Origin of the sequence: Paraburkholderia sp. RHO2 (assembly GCF_050955445.1) — a bacterium.
In the GTDB taxonomy this organism is placed as follows: Bacteria; Actinomycetota; Actinomycetes; order Mycobacteriales; family Mycobacteriaceae; genus Prescottella; species Prescottella agglutinans_A.
The window spans coordinates 388,646-408,459 of record NZ_CP162617.1; the positions used below are offsets into that span (position 1 = coordinate 388,646).

General features: G+C 68.2%; 16 protein-coding genes. 9 read left to right on the forward strand and 7 right to left on the reverse strand.

Translation table 11 applies throughout. The features are described from left to right. Positions 1-118: 118 nt before the first annotated feature. The 5 genes from ABTV10_RS01760 to ABTV10_RS01780 all read left to right on the forward strand — a co-directional run bounded on the left by ABTV10_RS01760 (position 119) and on the right by ABTV10_RS01780 (position 8,005). The gene (locus ABTV10_RS01760; RefSeq protein ID WP_433609278.1) at positions 119-718 is read left to right on the forward strand and encodes a TetR/AcrR family transcriptional regulator; all 600 of its coding nucleotides are present in this window, start codon (positions 119-121) and stop codon (positions 716-718) included. 29 nt (positions 719-747) lie between these two features. After that, positions 748-3,081, forward strand: a complete 2,334-nt coding sequence (locus tag ABTV10_RS01765; protein WP_499032126.1) for an MMPL family transporter — start codon at positions 748-750, stop codon at positions 3,079-3,081. 100 nt (positions 3,082-3,181) lie between these two features. Beyond that, positions 3,182-4,915, forward strand: a complete 1,734-nt coding sequence (locus tag ABTV10_RS01770; protein WP_499032127.1) for an ABC transporter ATP-binding protein — start codon at positions 3,182-3,184, stop codon at positions 4,913-4,915. After that, entirely contained in the window at positions 4,912-6,840 is a 1,929-nt protein-coding gene (locus ABTV10_RS01775; RefSeq protein WP_499032129.1) for an ABC transporter ATP-binding protein, read from the forward strand. The genes ABTV10_RS01770 and ABTV10_RS01775 overlap by 4 nt, the downstream gene beginning before the upstream one ends. A 1-nt stretch (position 6,841) precedes the next feature. Continuing rightward, a complete protein-coding gene (locus ABTV10_RS01780) occupies positions 6,842-8,005 on the forward strand; it encodes an acyl-CoA dehydrogenase family protein (protein ID WP_499032131.1) in 1,164 nt (387 codons plus the stop codon). A 17-nt stretch (positions 8,006-8,022) separates the two neighbouring features. On the opposite strand, the gene ABTV10_RS01785 is transcribed toward ABTV10_RS01780, so the two are convergent. After that, entirely contained in the window at positions 8,023-9,189 is a 1,167-nt protein-coding gene (locus tag ABTV10_RS01785; protein WP_433609286.1) for a low temperature requirement protein A, read from the reverse strand. Between the two features lie 89 nt (positions 9,190-9,278). Between ABTV10_RS01785 and ABTV10_RS01790 the strand changes: the two genes are divergently transcribed. After that, positions 9,279-9,740: a PPOX class F420-dependent oxidoreductase gene (locus ABTV10_RS01790; RefSeq protein WP_499032132.1), complete on the forward strand. Its 462-nt coding sequence runs from the start codon at positions 9,279-9,281 to the stop codon at positions 9,738-9,740. A gap of 49 nt (positions 9,741-9,789) precedes the next feature. Here the strand turns inward: ABTV10_RS01790 and ABTV10_RS01795 are convergent, their stop codons facing one another. Continuing rightward, positions 9,790-10,968 carry an acyl-CoA dehydrogenase family protein gene (locus ABTV10_RS01795; RefSeq protein ID WP_499032134.1) on the reverse strand — a complete coding sequence of 393 codons (1,179 nt, stop codon included), beginning with the start codon at positions 10,966-10,968 and terminating at the stop codon, positions 9,790-9,792. Between the two features lie 364 nt (positions 10,969-11,332). Between ABTV10_RS01795 and ABTV10_RS01800 the strand changes: the two genes are divergently transcribed. Both ABTV10_RS01800 and tgt read left to right on the forward strand, forming a co-directional pair. Beyond that, on the forward strand, positions 11,333-12,181 hold the full coding sequence (locus ABTV10_RS01800; protein ID WP_499032135.1) for a class I SAM-dependent methyltransferase: 849 nt from the start codon (positions 11,333-11,335) through the stop codon (positions 12,179-12,181). 43 nt (positions 12,182-12,224) lie between these two features. Next, positions 12,225-13,490, forward strand: a complete 1,266-nt coding sequence (gene tgt / locus ABTV10_RS01805; RefSeq protein WP_433609294.1) for a tRNA guanosine(34) transglycosylase Tgt — start codon at positions 12,225-12,227, stop codon at positions 13,488-13,490. Here the strand turns inward: tgt and ABTV10_RS01810 are convergent. The 3 genes from ABTV10_RS01810 to gluQRS form a co-directional block, all read right to left on the reverse strand. Beyond that, the gene (locus ABTV10_RS01810) at positions 13,457-14,209 is read right to left on the reverse strand and encodes a queuosine precursor transporter (RefSeq protein ID WP_499032137.1); all 753 of its coding nucleotides are present in this window, start codon (positions 14,207-14,209) and stop codon (positions 13,457-13,459) included. The genes tgt and ABTV10_RS01810 overlap by 34 nt on opposite strands. Before the next feature lie 120 nt (positions 14,210-14,329). Then, positions 14,330-15,358 carry a DUF2189 domain-containing protein gene (locus tag ABTV10_RS01815; protein WP_499032138.1) on the reverse strand — a complete coding sequence of 343 codons (1,029 nt, stop codon included), beginning with the start codon at positions 15,356-15,358 and terminating at the stop codon, positions 14,330-14,332. A gap of 101 nt (positions 15,359-15,459) precedes the next feature. Next, entirely contained in the window at positions 15,460-16,374 is a 915-nt protein-coding gene (gene gluQRS / locus ABTV10_RS01820; RefSeq protein ID WP_499032139.1) for a tRNA glutamyl-Q(34) synthetase GluQRS, read from the reverse strand. 210 nt (positions 16,375-16,584) lie between these two features. Between gluQRS and ctaD the strand changes: the two genes are divergently transcribed. Continuing rightward, complete coding sequence (gene ctaD / locus ABTV10_RS01825; RefSeq protein WP_499032141.1) at positions 16,585-18,378, forward strand: aa3-type cytochrome oxidase subunit I; 1,794 nt, start codon at positions 16,585-16,587, stop codon at positions 18,376-18,378. 23 nt (positions 18,379-18,401) lie between these two features. Here the strand turns inward: ctaD and ABTV10_RS01830 are convergent, their stop codons facing one another. Continuing rightward, entirely contained in the window at positions 18,402-18,959 is a 558-nt protein-coding gene (locus ABTV10_RS01830; RefSeq protein WP_499032143.1) for a TIGR03086 family metal-binding protein, read from the reverse strand. Then, a complete protein-coding gene (locus ABTV10_RS01835; protein WP_499032144.1) occupies positions 18,956-19,765 on the reverse strand; it encodes a helix-turn-helix domain-containing protein in 810 nt (269 codons plus the stop codon). Before ABTV10_RS01835 ends, ABTV10_RS01830 begins: the two co-directional genes overlap by 4 nt. Positions 19,766-19,814: the final 49 nt, after the last annotated feature.

Sequence of the window (19,814 nt, forward strand, 5' to 3'; positions counted from 1 at the left end):
GCCCGCGAGCGGGCTCGGGTGACGCCTATCACGCAAATGTGTTTTGTGTGCCCGATTCCACAAAAATGCACTTACCTGCAACATTGCAGAGCTCTGCAAATTCGGTACTTTCGATGAAGTGAGTGAAGTACTCGGCCTGCGGGACCGAAAGAAGGTGGCGACGCGCATCGCGCTCAGTGAGGCCGCCGCCCGCCTCGCGAAGGAGCGGGGGATCGAACTCGTCACCGCCGACATGATCGCCGCCGAGGCCGGTGTGTCCACCCGCACGTTCCACAACTACTTCTCGTGCAAGGAAGAAGCCGTCCTGCACCACCTCGAGGCGCAAGTGCTCGAGTGGGCCGACTGGCTGCGCGAGCGGCCTGCCGACGAGCCGATCCTCGATTCGCTCGAGTACATCGTCGTGCGGGCAACCACCGAGTCCGAACACCAACTCGAGGAGATGAAGGCGCTCGCCGATCTCATCGACTCGAGCCCGACGCTGCTGGCCAAGAAGATGGAGCTGCATCTGCGGCTCACGCCCATGCTCGACGAGGTCATCGCCGAGCGGACCGGCGCCTCCGGTCTCTACCCCAGCCTGCTGCAGGTGGTGGTCGGCGCCGCGTGCAAGGCATCGCTCGACCTGTGGATGAGCGGTCGGTCGTCGGCCGCGAACCCCGAACAACTCGTCCACGAGGCCTTCGACCACCTGCGGTCCGGCCTCGCCGTACCCCCGCGCTAGAACCCGCACCCGATCACGAAGGAGCCACAGTGGCCACCTATCTCTACCGGATCGGTCGATTCGCCTACCGGCGAAAAGGCACGGTCCTGTCCATCTGGCTGGCGATCCTGGTCCTGATGGGCGTCGGCGCGGCCACGCTGTCGGGTCCGACCAAGGACTCGTTCTCCATTCCGGGCACCCCGGCGCAGCAGGCGCAGGACCTGATGGCCGAGCGTTTCGGTGACCAGGGCAGCGGGATGGACTCGCTGTCGGCGCGCTACGTGTTCGCCGCGCCGGACGGGCAGACGCTCGACACCCCGGAGAACCAGGCCGCTATGGACGCCGTCATCGCGAAGGTGCGCGGCATCGACAAGGTCAGTGCGTCCGCCAAGGCGGAGCCGGGCACGCCGGGCGCGCTCACCGATCCGGTGGTCGCGGACGCCGGGCTGCAGCAGATGGCCGCCGCGTCGGCGGCGCAGCAGGGCATCCCCGAGGACGTCGCGCTCGCCAACGCGAAGGCGCTGTCGCCGCTGAGCGCCGACCGCACCGTCGGCTACATCCAGGTCCCGTTCGACGGCGAGTTCAGCGACATGGACCAGGCGACGCGCGACCAGATCAAGGCCGCTGCCGACGTCGGCCGGGACGCAGGTCTCGACGTCCAGATCAGCGGCTCGGCCGCGACCGAGGCGGAGATGCCGGGCGGCATCACCGAACTCATCGGCATCGCCGTCGCCGCCGTCGTCCTCGTGATCACGTTCGGCTCGCTCGTCGCCGCGGGGCTGCCGCTCATCACGGCGATCATCGGCATCATGATCGGCAGCCTCGGGATCACCGTCGCGACCGGCTTCATGGACCTCGGTTCGATGACCCCGACGCTCGCGGTCATGATCGGCCTGGCCGTCGCGATCGACTACTCGCTGTTCATCGTCTCGCGCTTCAAACACGAACTGTCGCTCACCGACGACCGGTCCGAGGCCGCGGGTCGCGCGGTCGGCACCGCGGGTTCGGCGGTGGTGTTCGCCGGCCTGACGGTCATCATCGCGCTCGTCGCGCTGCGCGTCGTGGGCATCCCGTTCCTGTCCGACATGGGCGCGGCGGCCGCGTCGACGGTGTTCATCGCCGTCCTCATCGCGCTCACGCTGCTGCCCGCGATCCTCGGCCTGTTCGGCCGCAAGGCGTTCGCCGGCCGGATCCCCGGCCTGAGCCAGCGCGACGCCGAGGGCGACGACGGCAAGGTCACCTTCGCCCGCAGGTATGCCGGTGCGGTGGTCCGCCGTCCCGCGGTCGGCCTGATCGCCGGCGTGCTGATGCTCGGGGTGCTCGCGATCCCCGCGGCCAAGCTGGAGTTGGCGCTGCCCAACGAGGGCAGCGGCGACCCGACGACCAGTGCCCGCCAGGCGTACGACTTGGTGAACGAGGGCTTCGGGCCGGGCAAGAACGGTCCGCTGCTGGTCGTGGTGGACGCGCAGGACGCGACCGTCCCGAAGGAGGAGGCGTTCGGCGCCGTCGTCGCGAAGATCTCCGAGCAGCCCGACGTCGTCAACGCGCAGGTCGTCCCCGGCGGCGTCAACGAGGCCGGGGACACCGCGCAGGTCATGGTGACCCCGCGCAGCGGCCCGAGCGACCCATCGACGATGGATCTGGTCGCCGACATCCGCGCGGCCGAGGCCGACCTGCACGACTCGATCGGCGTCAACTACGGCGTCACCGGTCAGACGGCGCTCGAGGGCGACATCTCCGAGCGCCTGCTGGACGCGCTCGTGCCCTACCTCGCGGTGGTCGTCGGACTCGCGTTCGTGCTGCTGATGCTGGTGTTCCGTTCGATTCTGGTGCCGCTGACCGCGACCCTGGGCTTCCTGCTCAGCGTCGTCGCCACGTTCGGCGCCACCGTCGCGGTGTTCCAGGAGGGCTGGGGCGGTCTGGCCGCCAACCCGCAGCCGATCGTCAGTTTCATGCCGATCTTCCTGATCGGCGTGGTGTTCGGTCTCGCGATGGACTACCAGGTGTTCCTGGTGACCCGCATGCGCGAGGAGTACGTCCACGGGGCGTCCGCGAAGGACGCGGTGAAGATGGGCTTCAACCACGGTGCCCGCGTCGTGACGGCGGCGGCGATCATCATGATCTCCGTGTTCGCGGCCTTCATCGCGGAACCGAACTCGTTCATCAAGTCGATGGGCTTCGCGCTCGCGGCCGCCGTGTTCTTCGACGCGTTCGTCGTCCGCATGCTCGTCATCCCGTCGGTGATGGCGCTCATGGGCGACAAGGCGTGGTGGCTGCCGAAGTGGCTCGACAAGGTCCTGCCGAACGTCGACATCGAAGGCGAGAAGCTGGCCCGCGCGCTGCCGCGGGAGAAGCGCGAACTCGAGGACGCCACGGTCTCCTGAAAGACGCTGTGAACATTCGATGAAGAGGGAGGGATCGGACTCGAGCACTCGGGGCCGATCCCCCCTTTTTCGCCCTCCGGATTGGTAACCTTCGCAAACCATGCTGATCAGACTCCTCGGCACCTATCTGGGGCCATACAAGCGCGAACTCGCAGGTGTCGTCCTCCTCCAACTCGTCGCCACCGGCGCCGCGCTGTATCTCCCCAGCGTCAACGCCGACCTGATCGACAACGGAGTGGCTGCAGGCGACACCGGCTACATCATGTCGGCGGGCGGGAAGATGCTCCTCGTGACGGTGGTGCAGATCATCTGCTCCATCGGCTCGGTGTACTTCGGCGCGCGGGCGGCGATGGGCTTCGGCCGCGACGTGCGCCGCGCGGTCGTGAGCCGGGCGCGCAACTTCTCGTCCCGCGAGTTCGGCCGCTTCGGTGCGCCGTCGCTCATCACCCGCAGCACCAACGACGTCCAGCAGGTGCAGATGATGGTCGTGCTCAGCGCGACCATCCTGGTGATGGCCCCGATCATGTGCGTCGGCGGCGTCATCATGGCCGTGCGCGAGGACGCCGGACTGTCGTGGATCCTTGCGATCAGCGTCCCGCTCCTCGCGCTGACGATGATCGTGATGATCACCAAGCTGGTGCCGGCGTTCCGGACGATGCAGACCCGCATCGACGCGGTGAACCGGGTGCTGCGCGAGCAGATCACCGGCATCCGCGTGGTGCGCGCCTTCGTGCGGGAGCGCTCGGAGGCGGAGCGCTTCGACGAGGCCAACGGTGCGCTCACCGACACCGCGCTGCGCGTCGGCCGCATGACGGCACTGATGATCCCGATCGTGATGATGATCGCGAACCTCACCAGCGTCGCGGTCATCTGGTTCGGTGGCCACGAGATCGACAACGGCGGCATGGGCATCGGCTCGCTGACGGCGCTGCTCAGCTACATCATGCAGATCCTCATGTCGGTGATGATGGCGTCGATGATCGCGATGCTCGCCCCGCGTGCCGCGGTGTGTGCCGAGCGCATCACCGAGGTCCTCGACACCGAGCCGTCCGTCCTGCCGCCGGCCTCCCCGGTGACCGTGATGGACCACCCGGCGTTCGTCGAACTGCGCGACGCCGAGTTCCAGTACCCGGGTGCCGACGAGCCGGTGCTGCGGGGCATCAGCTTCACCGCCGAACCCGGCAAGACCACCGCGATCATCGGGGCCACCGGATCCGGCAAGACCACGCTGCTCGGCCTCATCCCGCGTCTGATCGACGTCACGTCCGGCGCGGTGACCGTGTCCGGGACCGACGTCCGTGAACTCGATCCCGAGCTGCTGCGCTCGCACATCGGACTGGTGCCGCAGAAGCCCTTCCTGTTCTCCGGCACCATCGCCAGCAATCTTCGCTACGGCAAGCCCGACGCCACCGACGACGAGCTGTGGCACGCGCTCGAGATCGCGCAGGCCGCCGACTTCGTCCGCGCGATGCCCGAGGGGCTCGAGACCGCGGTCGCGCAGGGCGGCACGACGGTGTCCGGCGGTCAGCGGCAGCGCCTCGCGATCGCGCGGGCGCTCGTGCGCCGCCCGTCCGTCTACCTGTTCGACGACTCGTTCTCGGCGCTCGACCTGAGCACCGACGCCCGGCTGCGTGCGGCGCTGCGGCCCGAGACCAAGGATGCCTGCGTGATCATCGTGGCCCAGCGCGTGTCGACGATCGTCGACGCCGACCAGATCATCGTCCTCGAGGAGGGTGCGACGGTCGGCATCGGCACGCACGAGCAGCTGCTCGAGACGTGTTCGACGTACGTCGAGATCGTCGAGTCCCAGCGTTCGGTCCAGGAGGCGCTGTGAGCACGTCGACCCAGTCCTCGCCCCCGATGCCGGGGGCTCCCGGGGCACCGGCCGCCAAGGCGGAGCACTTCGGCGCGTCGATGAAGCGCCTGCTCGGACGGCTGAGCCCGCACCGGGTGGCCGTTTCGTGTGTGCTGGTGCTCGCGGTGATCAGCGTGGTGCTGTCGGTGATCGGTCCGCGCCTGCTCGGACACGCCACCAACCTCATCTTCGACGGTGTCATCGGCCGGCAGCTCCCCGCGGGGCTCACCAAGGAGCAGGCCGTCGAGGGCCTGCGCGCGTCCGGCCAGGACCAGTTCGCCGACATGGTCTCGGGCATGGACCTCGTGCCCGGCGTCGGGATCGACTTCTCCGCGGTCGGCCGGGTCCTGGCGCTGGTGCTGGCGCTGTACATCGCGTCGTCGCTGGTGTCGTGGGCGGCCGCCTACCTGCTCAACAACATCGTGCAGGGCGTCGTGCGGGCGCTGCGCAACGAGGTCGAGCGCAAGCTCAACCGGCTCCCGCTTCGCTACTTCGACGCGAACTCGCGCGGTGACCTGCTCAGCCGCGTCACCAACGACATCGACAACGTGTCGCAGAGCCTGCAGCAGACGCTCAGCCAGCTGCTGATCTCGACGCTCACGGTGTTCGGCATCCTGGCGATGATGATCTCCATCTCGCCGCTGCTGGCGCTGATCGCGGTGCTCACGGTGCCGCTGTCCGCGATCGTCGCGGCCAAGATCGCCAAGCGCTCCAAGCCGCACTTCGCGTCGGTGTGGAAGACCACCGGCGAGCTCAACGGCCAGATCGAGGAGTCGCTCACCGGCCACGAACTGGTCACCGCCTACGGCCGCCACCGCGAGGTCGACGCCGCGTTCCAGGAGAAGAACGAGCAGCTGTACCAGTCGGGGTTCAAGGCGCAGTTCATCTCCGGCATGGTGATGCCGGCGATCATGTTCCTCGGCAACTTGAACTACGTCGCGATCGCCGTCATCGGCGGCATGCGGGTCGCGTCGGGCACGATGAGCCTGGGCGACGTGCAGGCGTTCATCCAGTACTCGCGTCAGTTCACGCAGCCGCTCACCCAGATCGGTTCGATGGTGAACCTGCTGCAGTCGGGCATCGCGTCGGCGGAGCGCGTGTTCGCGGTCCTCGACGAGGAGGAGGAATCCGCGGATCCGGATCCCGCCGCCAGCCCGGTGCTGTCGCGCGGTCGAGTCGAGTTCGAGGACGTCCGGTTCAGCTACGACAAGGAGACCCCGCTCATCGAGGGCCTGTCGCTGACGGCGGAGCCGGGGCAGATGGTCGCGATCGTGGGTCCCACGGGCGCCGGCAAGACGACGCTGGTGAACCTGATCATGCGGTTCTACGAGGTCGACGGCGGGCGCATCACGCTCGACGGCACCGACACCGCGCTGATGACGCGCGACGACCTGCGCTCGCGGATCGGCATGGTCCTGCAGGACACGTGGCTGTTCGGCGGCACCATCCGCGACAACATCGCGTACGGCCACCCGAACGCCACCGAGGAGCAGATCCGCGAGGCCGCCCGGATGAGCTACGTCGACCGGTTCGTGCACATGCTGCCCGACGGCTACGACACGGTCATCGACGAAGAGGGCAGCAACATCAGCGCCGGCGAGAAGCAGCTGATCACGATCGCCCGCGCGTTCATCTCGCAGCCGTCGATCCTCATCCTCGACGAGGCCACCAGCTCGGTCGACACCCGCACGGAGCTGCTGGTGCAGCAGGCCACGGCGGTGCTGCGCAGCGATCGCACGAGCTTCGTGATCGCCCACCGGCTGTCCACGATCCGCGACGCCGACCTGATCGTCGTTATGGAGGAGGGCCGGATCGTCGAGCAGGGCAGCCACGACGAGCTGCTCGAGCGGCGCGGCGCGTACTTCGACCTGTACAACAGCCAATTCGCGGGGGCGGTGGACTGACATGACCATGGAGCCGTTGGACCTGTTCGGGATCGACACCCTGCTCGACGAGCAGGAACGCGACATCCAGGGCACGGTCCGACGGCTCGTGGACCAGCGGCTGCGGCCACGCCTGCCCGAGTGGTTCGAGTCCGCGACGCTGCCGCGCGAGATCGCCCGCGACCTCGGCGGACTCGGCCTGTTCGGGATGCACCTGGAGGGCTACGGCTGTGCGGGCACCAACGCCGTCAGTTACGGGCTCGCGTGCCTCGAGCTCGAGGCTGGCGACAGCGGCCTGCGCAGCTTCGTGTCGGTGCAGGGCTCGCTGTCGATGTTCTCGATCCACCGGTACGGCTCGGAGGAACAGAAGCAGGAGTGGCTGCCGAGGCTCGCGACCGGTGAGGCGTTGGGCTGCTTCGGGCTCACCGAACCGGACTTCGGCTCCAACCCGGCCGGGATGCTCACCCGTGCCCGCCGCGACGGCGGCGACTGGATCCTCGACGGCACCAAGATGTGGATCACCAACGGCAGTCTCGCCGATGTCGCGACGGTGTGGGCGCAGACCGACGACGGGGTACGGGGCTTCCTCGTCCCCACTGACACACCGGGATTCACTGCGAACACCGTGCACGGGAAGCTGTCGATGCGGGCGTCGGTGACGTCGGAACTGGTGCTCGACGGTGTCCGGGTGCCGGCGTCGGCGCAGTTGCCCGAGGCCCGCGGTCTGAGCGCGCCGCTGTCGTGCCTCAATGAGGCCCGCTTCGGCATCGTGTTCGGAACCCTCGGCGCGGCCCGCGACAGCCTGGAGACGGCGATCGAATACGCCGGTACCCGTGAGGTGTTCGACCGGCCGCTCGCCGGATACCAGCTCACGCAGGAGAAGCTCGCCGACATGACCCTCGAGCTGGGCAAGGGCATGCTGCTGGCGATCCAGTTGGGCCGCATCAAGGACCGCGGCGAGATCACACCCGACCAGATCAGCGTCGGCAAGCTCAACAACGTCCGCGAGGCCATCAAGATCGCCCGCGAGTGTCGAACGATCCTCGGCGCCAACGGCATCACACTCGAGTACTCGCCGCTGCGGCACGCCAACAACCTCGAATCGGTGCTCACCTACGAGGGCACCAGCGAGATGCACCTGCTGTCGATCGGCCGGGCGCTCACGGGGCACGCGGCGTTTCGCTGACGCGGTCTGGTGCTGAGCTATCCCGGCGATCCCGCCTCTTCGTCGGCCGCGCGACGTCCGTCGGCGACCGCCACTGCGAGCACCACCGCCGTGGCGCTGACCGACGCGGCGTAGAGCGGGAGCGGCAGGGTGGCCGCGCCGAGGGCGACCAGCGCGATCATGGCGGCGGGCCGGGAGGGCGGCAGGTCGCCGAGCACCACCCGCATATACCAGGACTGCGCCGCGAAGAAGAGCAGCGGACCCCCGAACAGCAGCGCATTGGTGGTGAGGTCCGTTTTCTCGGACGGATGCGCGATCACGACTTCGTCGCCCACCGCGATGGCGAGCAGGCCCGCGACCATCACCATGAGCCCGTACAACGCATACCGGCTGATCTTCACCGCGTCGGATTCGACGGTGGCCTGTTGGCGTGCAACCCGTTCGGACCGCCGGAAGTACACCCACCACAACATGATCGTGCCGGTCAGTGCGACGGTACCGGCGAACAGCGTCATCGGTGCGAGCGGCGCGTGCGAGATCGCGAGCCCAGTGGTCAGGACGGTCTCGCCGAGCGCGATGATGAAGAACAGGCGCGTGCGCTCGAAGTAGTGTGCGGCCACGAAGGTGACACTCTCGGAGTGAATGCGCCTGTGCGGCAGGGGATGCGCCGTCAGCACTCCGACGACGTCGACCGCCGTGGCGATGCCCCACAGGACGAGTCGTGCGTCGTGCCCGACGGCGGCGCCGGCGATCCACAGCGGTGCCGTAGCCGCGAGCCATGTCAGTGTGCGCTGGAAGTGTCGATGCATCACCGGGTCGAGTCCGGCCGTCAGCAACCACGTCGTCCGGCCGATCTGGATGAACAGGTACGTCGCGGCGAAAAGCCAACCCCAGCTGTCGAATGCGGAAGGGATGGATGCATTCATGAACAGTCCGACCAGCATGCCGAGCAGCGTCGTCATCTGGACCGACGGTTGCGTGGGATCGGTGAGGGTGCCCGCCCACGTCGTGTACGCCCACGCCGCGAACACCGCGACGTAGAGCACGACGGTCTCGGCGAGCCCCGGCCAGGTGAGGTTTCCGAGCAGGTGCGTCGACAGCTGCCCGATGGCGAACACGTAGACGAGATCGGAGAAGAGTTCGAGAGGAGTGACCTCCCGTTGGTCGGGCCTTCTGCCGAATGACCGGCGTCTGCGAGTTGTCATCGAGCCCTCCAGCGATCGGCCGCCGACTTCGATTGTCGCGCCGATAGGCTGGAAAAGTACACGGACCGAGCCGATCAGGAGAGTGCACCATGGCCGTCGCCACCGCCGAACACGTCACCCGCGAACAATTGCTCGACTTCATCCGGTCCCGCTATCGCAGTGTTCTCATTACTCGCAAAAGATCAGGCGGGCTTCAGATTTCACCGGTCACTTCGGGCGTAGACGCGGAGGGTCGGATCGTGGTGTCGACGTATCCGCAGCGGGCCAAGGCCGTCAACGTGCGTCACGACCCGCAGGTGAGTGTGTGCGTGCTGTCCGACGAGTTCAACGGCGCATACGTGCAGGTGGACGGCACCGCCGAGGTGCTCGACATGCCCGAGGCGCTCGAACCGCTCGTCGAGTACTTCCGGTGCATCTCGGGCGAACACCCCGACTGGGACGAGTACCGGGATGCGATGCGCAAACAGAACAAGAGCTTGATCCGGATCACGATCGACGAGTGGGGTCCGATCGCCACGGGCGGCTTCCCGCCGAATCTGGCGCGCGACTGACCGGAGAGCGAGCGCGCCCGGCCCGCCGCGCGGGCCGGGCGACACGTCGTCAGATCATCGCGCGGTGGATGCCCTGTGGTTCGCCGCCGAGTTCGGTCAATGCGGAGGCGTAGAAGATCGACCCGGGCACGTGGATGGCGTGCGACAGGCCGGCGTGGGCGTCCCGCCAGAATCGCTGCATCGGTGTCTTCATCTGCAGTGCCCCGCCACCGGCCCGGGCGAAGACCTCGTCCACAGCGCGCACTGCGCGCCAGGCGGCCGCGGTCTGGGTGCGTCGGCCCACCGCCCGCTCCTCGAAGGTGACCTCCTGCCCCCGCTCGGTCATGTCCCAGAAGCGGTCCACGGTCGACAGGAGCGCGGCCCGGGACGCGGTGATCTCCGCGGCCGCCTCGCCGATCGCGAACAACACGTGCGGATCCTCCTTGGCGGCCGTGCCTGCGACCGTGGTCCGGGTGCGCTGCGCCGCCATGTGACACGCCAGCGCCCCTTCGGCCATGCCGATCAGCGACGACGTGATGCCGAGCGGAAAGATGCACGAGAATGGGAAGTTGTAGAGCGTCTCGGTGCGGCCGGCCTCCTTCGGTGCGGTGCCGTCGAACACCTTCGACGCGTCCAGCGTGCGGTGGGTCGGGATGAAGGCGTTTTCGACGATCAGATCCTTGCTGCCGGTGCCGCGCAGGCCGACGACGTCCCAGCTCTCGTGGTCGATCTCATAGTCGCTGCGGGGCAGCAGCACATGCAGGATCTGCGGCGGCATCAACCGGTTGCCGTCCCGATCGCCGACGGCCGCGCCGATCATGACCCACTGGCAGTGATCGGTGCCCGACGAGAAGGACCACCGTCCGTTGAGGATGTAGCCGCCGTCGGTCGGCACCGCCACACCCATCGGCGCGTACGGCGACGCCATCCACGTGTCGGGGTCCTTGCCCCACACCTCGTCCTGCGCCTTCGGGTCGAAGAACGCCAGTTCCCAGGAGTGGACGCCGACGATGCCGCCGACCCAGCCGGTGGCGCCGTCCATCGCGCCGATCGCCATCGCGGTCTCCGCGAACTCCAGGGGGTGCACCTCGAGGCCGCCGTGGCCCTTGGGCTGCAGCATGCGGACGACCCCGGCCTCCCGCAGCCGCTTGGCGTTGACGTCGGGCAGGCGCATCAGTGTGTCGCCCTCGGCGCCGTTGGCGCGGATCTCGTCCGCGTACTGCTCGATCCGATCCAGGACGTGTCCCATGGTTTCCTCGTCTCGGTCCGTGGTTGATTCCTGCAACTACATCTCGATACTAGAACGTGTTCATTCTTTTGGTCCGGGGAATCCGTCGAGTGGAATCCGATGGCGAGAACTGCGCACTGGCCTGAGGTTCTCGATCGAGATACGGCGTTTACCGTTTCGTTTGCTGAAGCATGGGGGCGTCGGCGATTCCCGGTTTGGGCCCGGGCATCGAGTGCATGCACGCCCGCGGGGCGATTTCGGGGGGCGCAACTGCAACGGGTTCTAGTCGCCTGAGCCCGGAAGCCGCCAGCGCGATCGGCCGAGGGGTGGTCGCCCACCCCTCGGGGGTCTTTCGATCGTTATCGGCTGGGCGCAGGCTCGAACCATGAGCGAATCACTTGTTGCGAAGGAAGCCGACCGCGTGCTCAAGGCCAAACATCGTGCGGTGTGGGCGTCGGGCGACTACCCGGCGGTCGCGGCGGACGTCATCCCGGACCTGGGCGCGGTCCTGGTCCGGGCGTCGGGCGTGCACAGCGGACAGCGGGTGCTCGACGTCGGCGCGGGCAGCGGCAACGCGGCCATCCCGGCGGCGCTGACCGGCGCCGACGTCGTCGCGTCGGATCTCACGCCCGAACTGTTCGACGCCGGACGGCGGCTCGCCGCCAAGCGCGGCGCCGAACTCGAATGGCAGGCCGCCGACGCGGAGGCGCTGCCGTTCGCCGACGGCGAGTTCGACGTCGTGCTGTCGTGCCTCGGCGTGATGTTCGCGCCGCATCACCAGAAGAGTGCCGACGAACTGGTCCGCGTGTGCAAGCCGGGCGGCACCATCGGGCTGCTCAGCTGGACGCCGGATGGCTTCATCGGCCGGATGTTCGCAGCGATGAAGCCGTACGCGCCGCCGCCCCCGCCCGGCGCCCAGCCGCCGCCGCTGTGGGGCGACGAAGCTCACGTCCGCGACCTGCTCGGGGACCGCGTCACCGATGTCGTCGCGCAGCGCGACACCGTCCGCGTGGATCATTTCGACGGCCCCGAGGCGTTCCGCGACTACTTCAAGTCCAACTACGGGCCGACGATCGCGGTGTACAAGGCGATATCCGGCGACGAGGACGGTGCCGCCAAGGTGGCGGCCCTCGACGCGGCGCTCGCCGACCTCGCCCGACAGTTCCGCGTCGGCGAGGGTCGCTTCGCGATGGACTGGGAGTACCTCCTGCTCACCGCCCACCGGGCGGTGTAGCCGGAGTCGGGGTCGTCGGCCCTGGTTGTGACACTATGGCCAGGTGAGTGACGTAGTGCCGACCCCGCCCAATCCGTTCTTCACGGTGGGCACCCGCCTGCCCGACCGGCTGGGCCGCACCGGCACCATCCACACACCGCACGGCGACATCCGGACGCCCGCGTTCATCGCGGTCGGCACGAAGGCGACGGTCAAGGCGGTGCTGCCGGAGTCGATGAGGGACCTCGGCGCGCAGGCCGTGCTCGCCAACGCGTACCACCTGTACCTGCAGCCGGGCCCGGACGTCGTCGACGAGGCCGGGGGACTGGGCAGGTTCATGAACTGGGACGGGCCCACCTTCACCGACAGCGGCGGCTTCCAGGTGATGTCGCTCGGTGTCGGGTTCAAGAAGGTCCTGGCGATGGAGGCCGTCGGCGTGCAGTCCGACGATGTCATCGCCGAAGGCAAGCAGCGCCTCGCGCACGTCGACGACGACGGCGTCACGTTCAAGTCGCACCTCGACGGTTCCCCGCACCGGTTCACCCCCGAGGTGTCGATGCAGATCCAGCACCAGTTGGGTGCCGACATCATGTTCGCGTTCGACGAGCTGACCACGCTGCTCAACACCCGCGGCTACCAGGAGCAGTCCGTCGAGCGGACGCAGGCGTGGGCGGTGCGCTGCATCGCCGAGCACGAGAAGCTCACCGCCGAGCGCGCACACCGGCCGTACCAGGCGCTGTTCGGTGTGGTGCAGGGCGCGCAGTACGAGGACCTGCGCCGGCAGGCCGCGCGGGGGCTCGAGTCCATCACCGGCGTGAGCGGCCGCGGATTCGACGGCTACGGCATCGGTGGTGCGCTCGAGAAGCAGAACCTCGGCACGATCGTGCGCTGGGTCAACGAGGAGCTGCCCGAGCACAAGCCGCGGCACATGCTCGGCATCAGCGAGCCCGACGACATGTTCGTCGCGATCGAGAACGGCGCCGACACGTTCGACTGCGTCAATCCGTCCCGGGTGGCCCGCAACGCGGCGATCTACCACCCGGACGGCCGTTTCAACATCAACACGGCGCGCTTCCGTCGGGACTTCACGCCGATCGACGACGAGTGCGACTGCTACACGTGCGCCAACTACACGCGCGCCTACATCCACCACCTGTTCAAGGCGAAGGAGATGCTCGCCTCGACGCTCTGCACCATCCACAACGAGCGGTTCACCGTGCGGCTCGTCGACCGGATCCGCGAGAGCATCGAGGGCGGCTACTTCGACGAGTACAAGCGCGAGACGCTCGGCCGCTTCTACGGCAAGCGGCCGTCGGCCAACGGCGCGTAGCTGGGCTCGCGCTTCTTCACGTACGCGATCACCCGGTACGTCACCGGCATCACGAGGATCTCGACGAGGGTCTTCCACAGGAAGCCCACGATCACGTAGTTGATGAAGTCGTCCCACGTGGAGATGCCGATCGCACCGGCCGCGATGGAGCAGAAGATCACGGTGTCGGCGAACTCGCCGACCACGGTCGAGCCGATGAGCCGCGCCCACAGGTGCTTCTCGCGGGTGCGTTCCTTGATGAGCACCAGGACGGCCGAGTTGAGCAGCTGGCCGACGAGGTAGCCGGCGAGCCCGGCGATCAGCAGCCGCGGCACGACGCCGACCACGGCGTCGAAGGCGGCCTGGTTCTCGTAGAAGTCGGCGGGCGGCAGTTCCTGGGTGATCCAGAAGGCCAGCGCCGCGAGCAGCAGCGACCCGAAGCCGATGTAGATCGCGCGGCGGGTGGCCTTGAAGCCGTACACCTCGCTCAGGACGTCGCCGACGACGTACGCGAGGGGGAAGAGGAAGAATCCGCCGTCGGTGATGATCGGCAGGATCTGGAACGGGCCGACCGAGACGTCCTGGTCGACGAAGAACGCCACCCCCTTGGTGGCGCAGATATTGGAGATCAGCAGCGTCGCCGTGAACAGTGCCACCATGGTGGCGTAGTAGCCGCGGCTGACGTGGGCGAAGGACGCCGGATCGGACGCGTTGGGCGGGGACTGTACTGACTCTGTCACCGCGCCATCCAAGCATCCGCCGCGGTGTGACGCCGATCCGCACCCCACCCGCGCCCGTTTTGCGCACTTACCGCTGGTCGGGGGCGGCCCGGGCAGCGGTAAGTGCGCGCAACGTGGGAACTACGGAGCGACCGGTTGGCCGACGGTGACGCGGTATGCGTACGTCGACGCGATGATCGTCATCGGGATCGTGATGAACAGTCCCAGGCCGAGCGGGATTGCGCCGAGGATGTTCAGGCCCACCATCGCCAGGGCGAGCAGCAGCAGCGTGCCCCAGTTCGACGAGATCGCGCGGAAGCTGGACTTGATCGCGGTGACCGCATCCTGGTTCTGGTCGAGCACGAACTGCAGCGTCCACCAAGTCAGGAACGCGACGATGATGCCCGGGATGAACAGCAGGATGAAGCCGATCGACGTCATCAGACCGACGAGGAAGCTCGCCAGGACGATCGCGCCGACGTTCGCGAACTGGAAGAACGACCCGAGCGCCGGCTTCGTGCCGGATGTCTCGTGTAGCGCGCCGCCGATCATCGCGGCCTGGATGAGGTAGCCGACGACCGTGGTCACGATGAGGCCGATGATCCCCCACACCGAGAACATGTTCGAGAACTCGATCGTCCCGTCTGCCGCAACCTCGGGGCCCCTGGGGAAGATCAGGCCGAGCACGATCTGGATCGCGGCCGCGATCACCATGATCAACACCCACGTCCCGGCGTTGCCCGCGAATTTCCGCCATCCGTAGGAGATGGCGTCGCCGACGCTGAGTGCGCCGACGTGCTGCAGTTGGCCGTAGCCGGCGTCGAATGCCGGCGGGGGCGGTGGGAAGTTGCCGGGCGGCGGCGGGTAGCTACCGGGCGGTGGCGGGAATCCACCCTGCGGGGGCGGGTAGCTTCCGGGCGGAGGGGGCGGGGCGCCGGCGCCGGGCGGCGGTGGGTATCCACCGGGCGGCGGATAGTTCCCGGGCGGTGGCGGCGGCGGATATCCACCCTGCGGGGGCGGGTAGCTTCCGGGAGGGGGAGTCGGGGCGCCGGTGCCGGGCGGTGGCGGGTATGCGCCGGGCGGCGGGGGTGGAGTGCCACCGCCGGGCTGCGCCGGGGTGTCGTTCCCGCCTTCCGGGTTCTGGTTCGGGTCTTGTCCACCAGTTGTCATGTGTGCACCTGGGTCTCGTCGGGGTATTCGGCGAAGTAATGAACTTCTGGTTCGAAACCCTACGTGGCGAATGGTTGGTTTGCGTGTTCTACCCGGCCGAATCAGCCGCAGAAGATCCACGGGTCCGCCGGAATGCCCTCAGGATCCCACCGATCGAGAAGCTGAGTGAGAGTAACGATCTCGCCGTCGGCGGCCATCCCCAGCGACCGCGCGAGCACTGCCAGGACGTCGGCGGAGGTGTGTCCCGACGCGGCCTGGTCCGCCAGGGTGACCGCGCCGTCGCGCTTGGCGAGCCGCTTGCCTTCGGTGTTGAGCGCGAGCGGCACGTGCGCGTACGTGGGCGCGGGCAGGCTCAGCAGGCCGGCGAGGTAGGCCTGGCGGGGCGCCGACGACAGTAGGTCGTCGCCGCGGACCACCTGGTCGATGCCCTGCGCGGCATCGTCGACGACCACCGCGAGGTTGTAGGCGGGGATCCCGTCGCCGCGCCGTAGTACGAGGTCGTCGACCGTCCCGGTGTAGCGGCCGTGCAACGCGTCCTCGACGGTGAACTTGTCCGTGCCCGCCCGCAGACGCAGCGCCGGCGGGCGCCCGCTCGCCCGGCGCTCGTCGCGTTCGACGTCGGACAGATCGCGGCACGTACCCGGATACGCACCCGCCGGTGCGTGTGGGGCGGACGCTGCCTGCAGGATTTCCTTACGTGTGCAAAAACATTCGTAGGTGAGCCCGGCGCGCTGCAACCGCGCGATCGCGGCGTCGTAGAGCGGGAGCCGCGACGACTGGTGGGCCACCTCGCCGTCCCAGTCCAGTCCGAGCGCGGCGAGATCGGCGAGCTGCCGTTCCTCGGTGCCGGGGCGCACCCGGTCCAGGTCCTCGATGCGGACGAGGAACCGGCGTCCGGTGGAGCGGGCGAACAGCCAGGCGAGCAGGGCCGTGCGCAGGTTGCCCAGATGCAGATCGCCGGACGGGCTGGGAGCGAATCGTCCCGCATGCGTGGTTCCGTCGACCTGTTTCGGCATTGGTGCAGCTTATCGAGGTCGCAACCGTCCTTCGGGACCCGGTCCGGTCGGCAGAATCCGTAGCCAAACGGCCCTCGGGAGGCGTAGCGTCCACAGTGCTGAGTCTGCGCCGGTCGCCAATCTGCCACTGGTCGCTTCGGCAGACCGCGACCGGTGACGCCCTCGATGCAGCGCGCGCCCGGAGCCGGGACGTGCGGTCAGGAGGTCCCGGTGGCGACCGTCGCATCCAAACCTGTTGCCGTTCGGCCCTATCCGCCGCGCTGGGCCCGCAAGGGCGCATTCATCTATCGCGTGATCACCACCACCGATCCCAAACTCCTCGGGATCATGTACCTGGTCACGTCGTTCGCGTTCTTCATGTTCGGTGGTCTGCTGGCGCTGCTGATGCGCGCCGAACTCGCGGTCCCCGGTCTGCAATTCCTGTCGAACGAGCAATACAACCAGTTGTTCACGATGCACGGCACGATCATGCTGCTGCTGTATGCGACGCCGATCGTGTTCGGGTTCGCGAACTACATTCTTCCGCTGCAGATCGGCGCCCCCGATGTGGCGTTCCCGCGGCTCAACGCCTTCAGTTACTGGGCGTTCCTGTTCGGCGGGATCATCGCCTCGGCGGGTTTCATCACGCCCGGCGGCGCGGCCGACTTCGGCTGGACGGCGTACTCGCCGCTGACGAGTGACCTTCACGCGCCGGGGATGGGGCCCAACCTGTGGATCATGGGGCTCGCGCTCAGCGGGCTCGGCACGATCCTGGGCGCCGTCAACATGATCACGACCGTGATCTGCCTGCGGGCGCCCGGCATGACCATGTTCCGGATGCCGATTTTCACGTGGAACATCTTCATCACCAGCATCCTGATCCTGGTGGCGTTCCCGATCCTGACGTCCGCGCTGATGGGGCTGTTCGCCGAGCGGTTGGTCGGGGCGAACGTCTACGCACCCGCAACGGGTGGAGTGCTCCTGTGGCAGCACCTGTTCTGGTTCTTCGGCCATCCCGAGGTGTACATCGTCGCGCTGCCGTTCTTCGGCATCATCTCCGAGATCCTGCCTGTGTTCTCCCGCAAGCCGATCTTCGGTTACACGGGTCTGGTGTACGCGACGATCTCGATCTCCGCGTTGTCCGTCGCGGTGTGGGCGCACCACATGTACGCCACCGGTGCCGTGCTGCTGCCGTTCTTCTCGTTCATGACGTTCCTCATCGCGGTCCCGACGGGGGTGAAGTTCTTCAACTGGATCGGCACCATGTGGCGCGGCCAGCTCACGTTCGAGACCGCGATGCTGTTCTCGATCGGGTTCATCGTCACCTTCCTGTTCGGTGGCCTGTCCGGCGTCATTCTGGCGAGCCCGCCGCTCGACTTCCACGTCACCGACACCTATTTCGTGATCGCGCACTTCCACTACGTGCTGTTCGGCACCATCGTGTTCGCGACCTACGCGGGCATCTACTTCTGGTTCCCGAAGATGACCGGCCGCCTGCTCGACGAACGGTTGGGCAAGTGGCACTTCTGGATGACGTTCATCGGGTTCCACACCACGTTCCTCGTCCAGCACTGGCTCGGCGCCGAGGGCATGCCGCGCCGCTACGCCGACTACCTGCCGACCGACGGGTTCACGACGCTCAACGAGGTGTCGACCATCGGCTCGTTCATCCTCGGCGCCTCGACACTGCCGTTCCTGTGGAACGTCTTCAAGAGTTACCGCTACGGGCAGGTCGTGACCGTCGACGACCCGTGGGGCTTCGGCAACTCGCTCGAGTGGGCAACGACGTGTCCGCCGCCGCGGCACAATTTCACGGAGCTTCCCCGAATTCGTTCGGAGCGACCGGCATTCGAGCTGCACTACCCGCACATGGTGGACCGGCTGCGGGCGGAGGCCCACGTCGGCCCCGGCATATCGAAGCAGCAGTTGACCGAGGTGATCGAGAGCAGCGACCGCGAGGCGGACAGTGACCGCACTCCGCCCCCGGAGGAGGAGCGGCACGGTAGACCCGGCGCCGACGCATGACGTCGCCGCCGGGTGCGGTCGAATCAGGCGCGGCGACCGAGCGTCGCGAGGATCCGCGTGTGTCGATCGGCGTCCGGGGCGACGGCGATGGCGGGGCCGCACACGCCGTCCATCCGGATGGAGTCGCCGAGTTGCGCGATGACCGCGTCGAGCATGTCCATGTCGCGCTCCGGGATGGTCACGTCGAGGCCGGCAGCGCGGGCGATGTCCCAGCCGTGGACGATCAGGTCGAAGCAGTAGAACGTGCGGATCGTCGACGCCAGGTCGGTGCGTCCGAAGTGTCCGTCGTACTGGAGTCCGGCCTTCGCGGGGTCGTCGAGGATTGCCTGGACCGCGTCGCGGGTGTGCCGCCATGCGCCCGCGGGGTCGTCGGCCGCCGCCGGGCCCTCCGGAATGGACAGGCCGACGACGCCGACCATCTGGGCCTGCGTGTCGACGATGTGCGCGACCACGTCACGGGTCGTCCAGCCCTCGCACGGAGAGGGGCTCTGCCAGCGGTCGGCGGGGACGGCGTCGACGATCTCGGTGAGGGCGGCGGCGAGACGGCGGTACAGGTCGGGAGTGGATTCGGTGGTGATCATGCGGCCGATTCTCCTTGTGCCGGGACGGGGAGGTCTTGCATCGATCGGACATCGAGCACCGACGCGCCGCCGTGCCAGTCCGGTGCCTCCCCGGCGAGGAGTTCGGTGGGCGTGACCGTCGCGATGCGTCGGCACTCGCGCGACAGGTGCGCCTGGTCGCTGTACCCGGCGTCGGCGGCGAGCGCGGCCAGCCCCCGGTCCCGGTCCGCACGGGCCACGTGCATGAACCGCTGGAGTCGCAGGATCGAGCGCAGCGTCGACGGCCCGTACCCGAACGCGTCGTTGCAGCGGCGCTGCAGTTGGCGTCCGGTCATCGACGACGCGTCGGCCAGCGCGTCGACGCTCCACGAGTGGGCGGACAGCGCCGAGGTGATCCGGGCCGCAAGCGGATCGGGGTCGGGCCGGGCGTCGAGCCAGCGCCGTCCCGCGGCCTGGAGGATCGCCAGCCGGGCGTCGATGCTGTCGGTGTGCTCGAGCCGGTCGACGAGGGTGCGCTCGGCCGCCGACCCGAGGACGTCCGCGAGGTCGACTCGGGTGTCGCGGATCTGGGCCGCCGAGGTGCGCAGCACGTGCGGGGCCGTACCCGGCCGGAATCGGATGCCGAACGACTCGGTGCCGGGCGGCAGCGTGAACGACCACGCGGTGGTCTCCGGGCCGCAGACCCGTACGCCCACACCGGGAATCCACAGCACGTCGATGCAGCCGTCCGGTACCAGCAGGTGCCGTCCCTCCGCGCGCGCCGACCACGCGCAGACGAGCGCTCCGGCCAGATCCGGCGTCACCGCGGTCGGCGTGTACCACCCCATGCGGCCAAGGGTAGGTGCGGCCACCGACAGCCGGGATCCGAACCGGAAC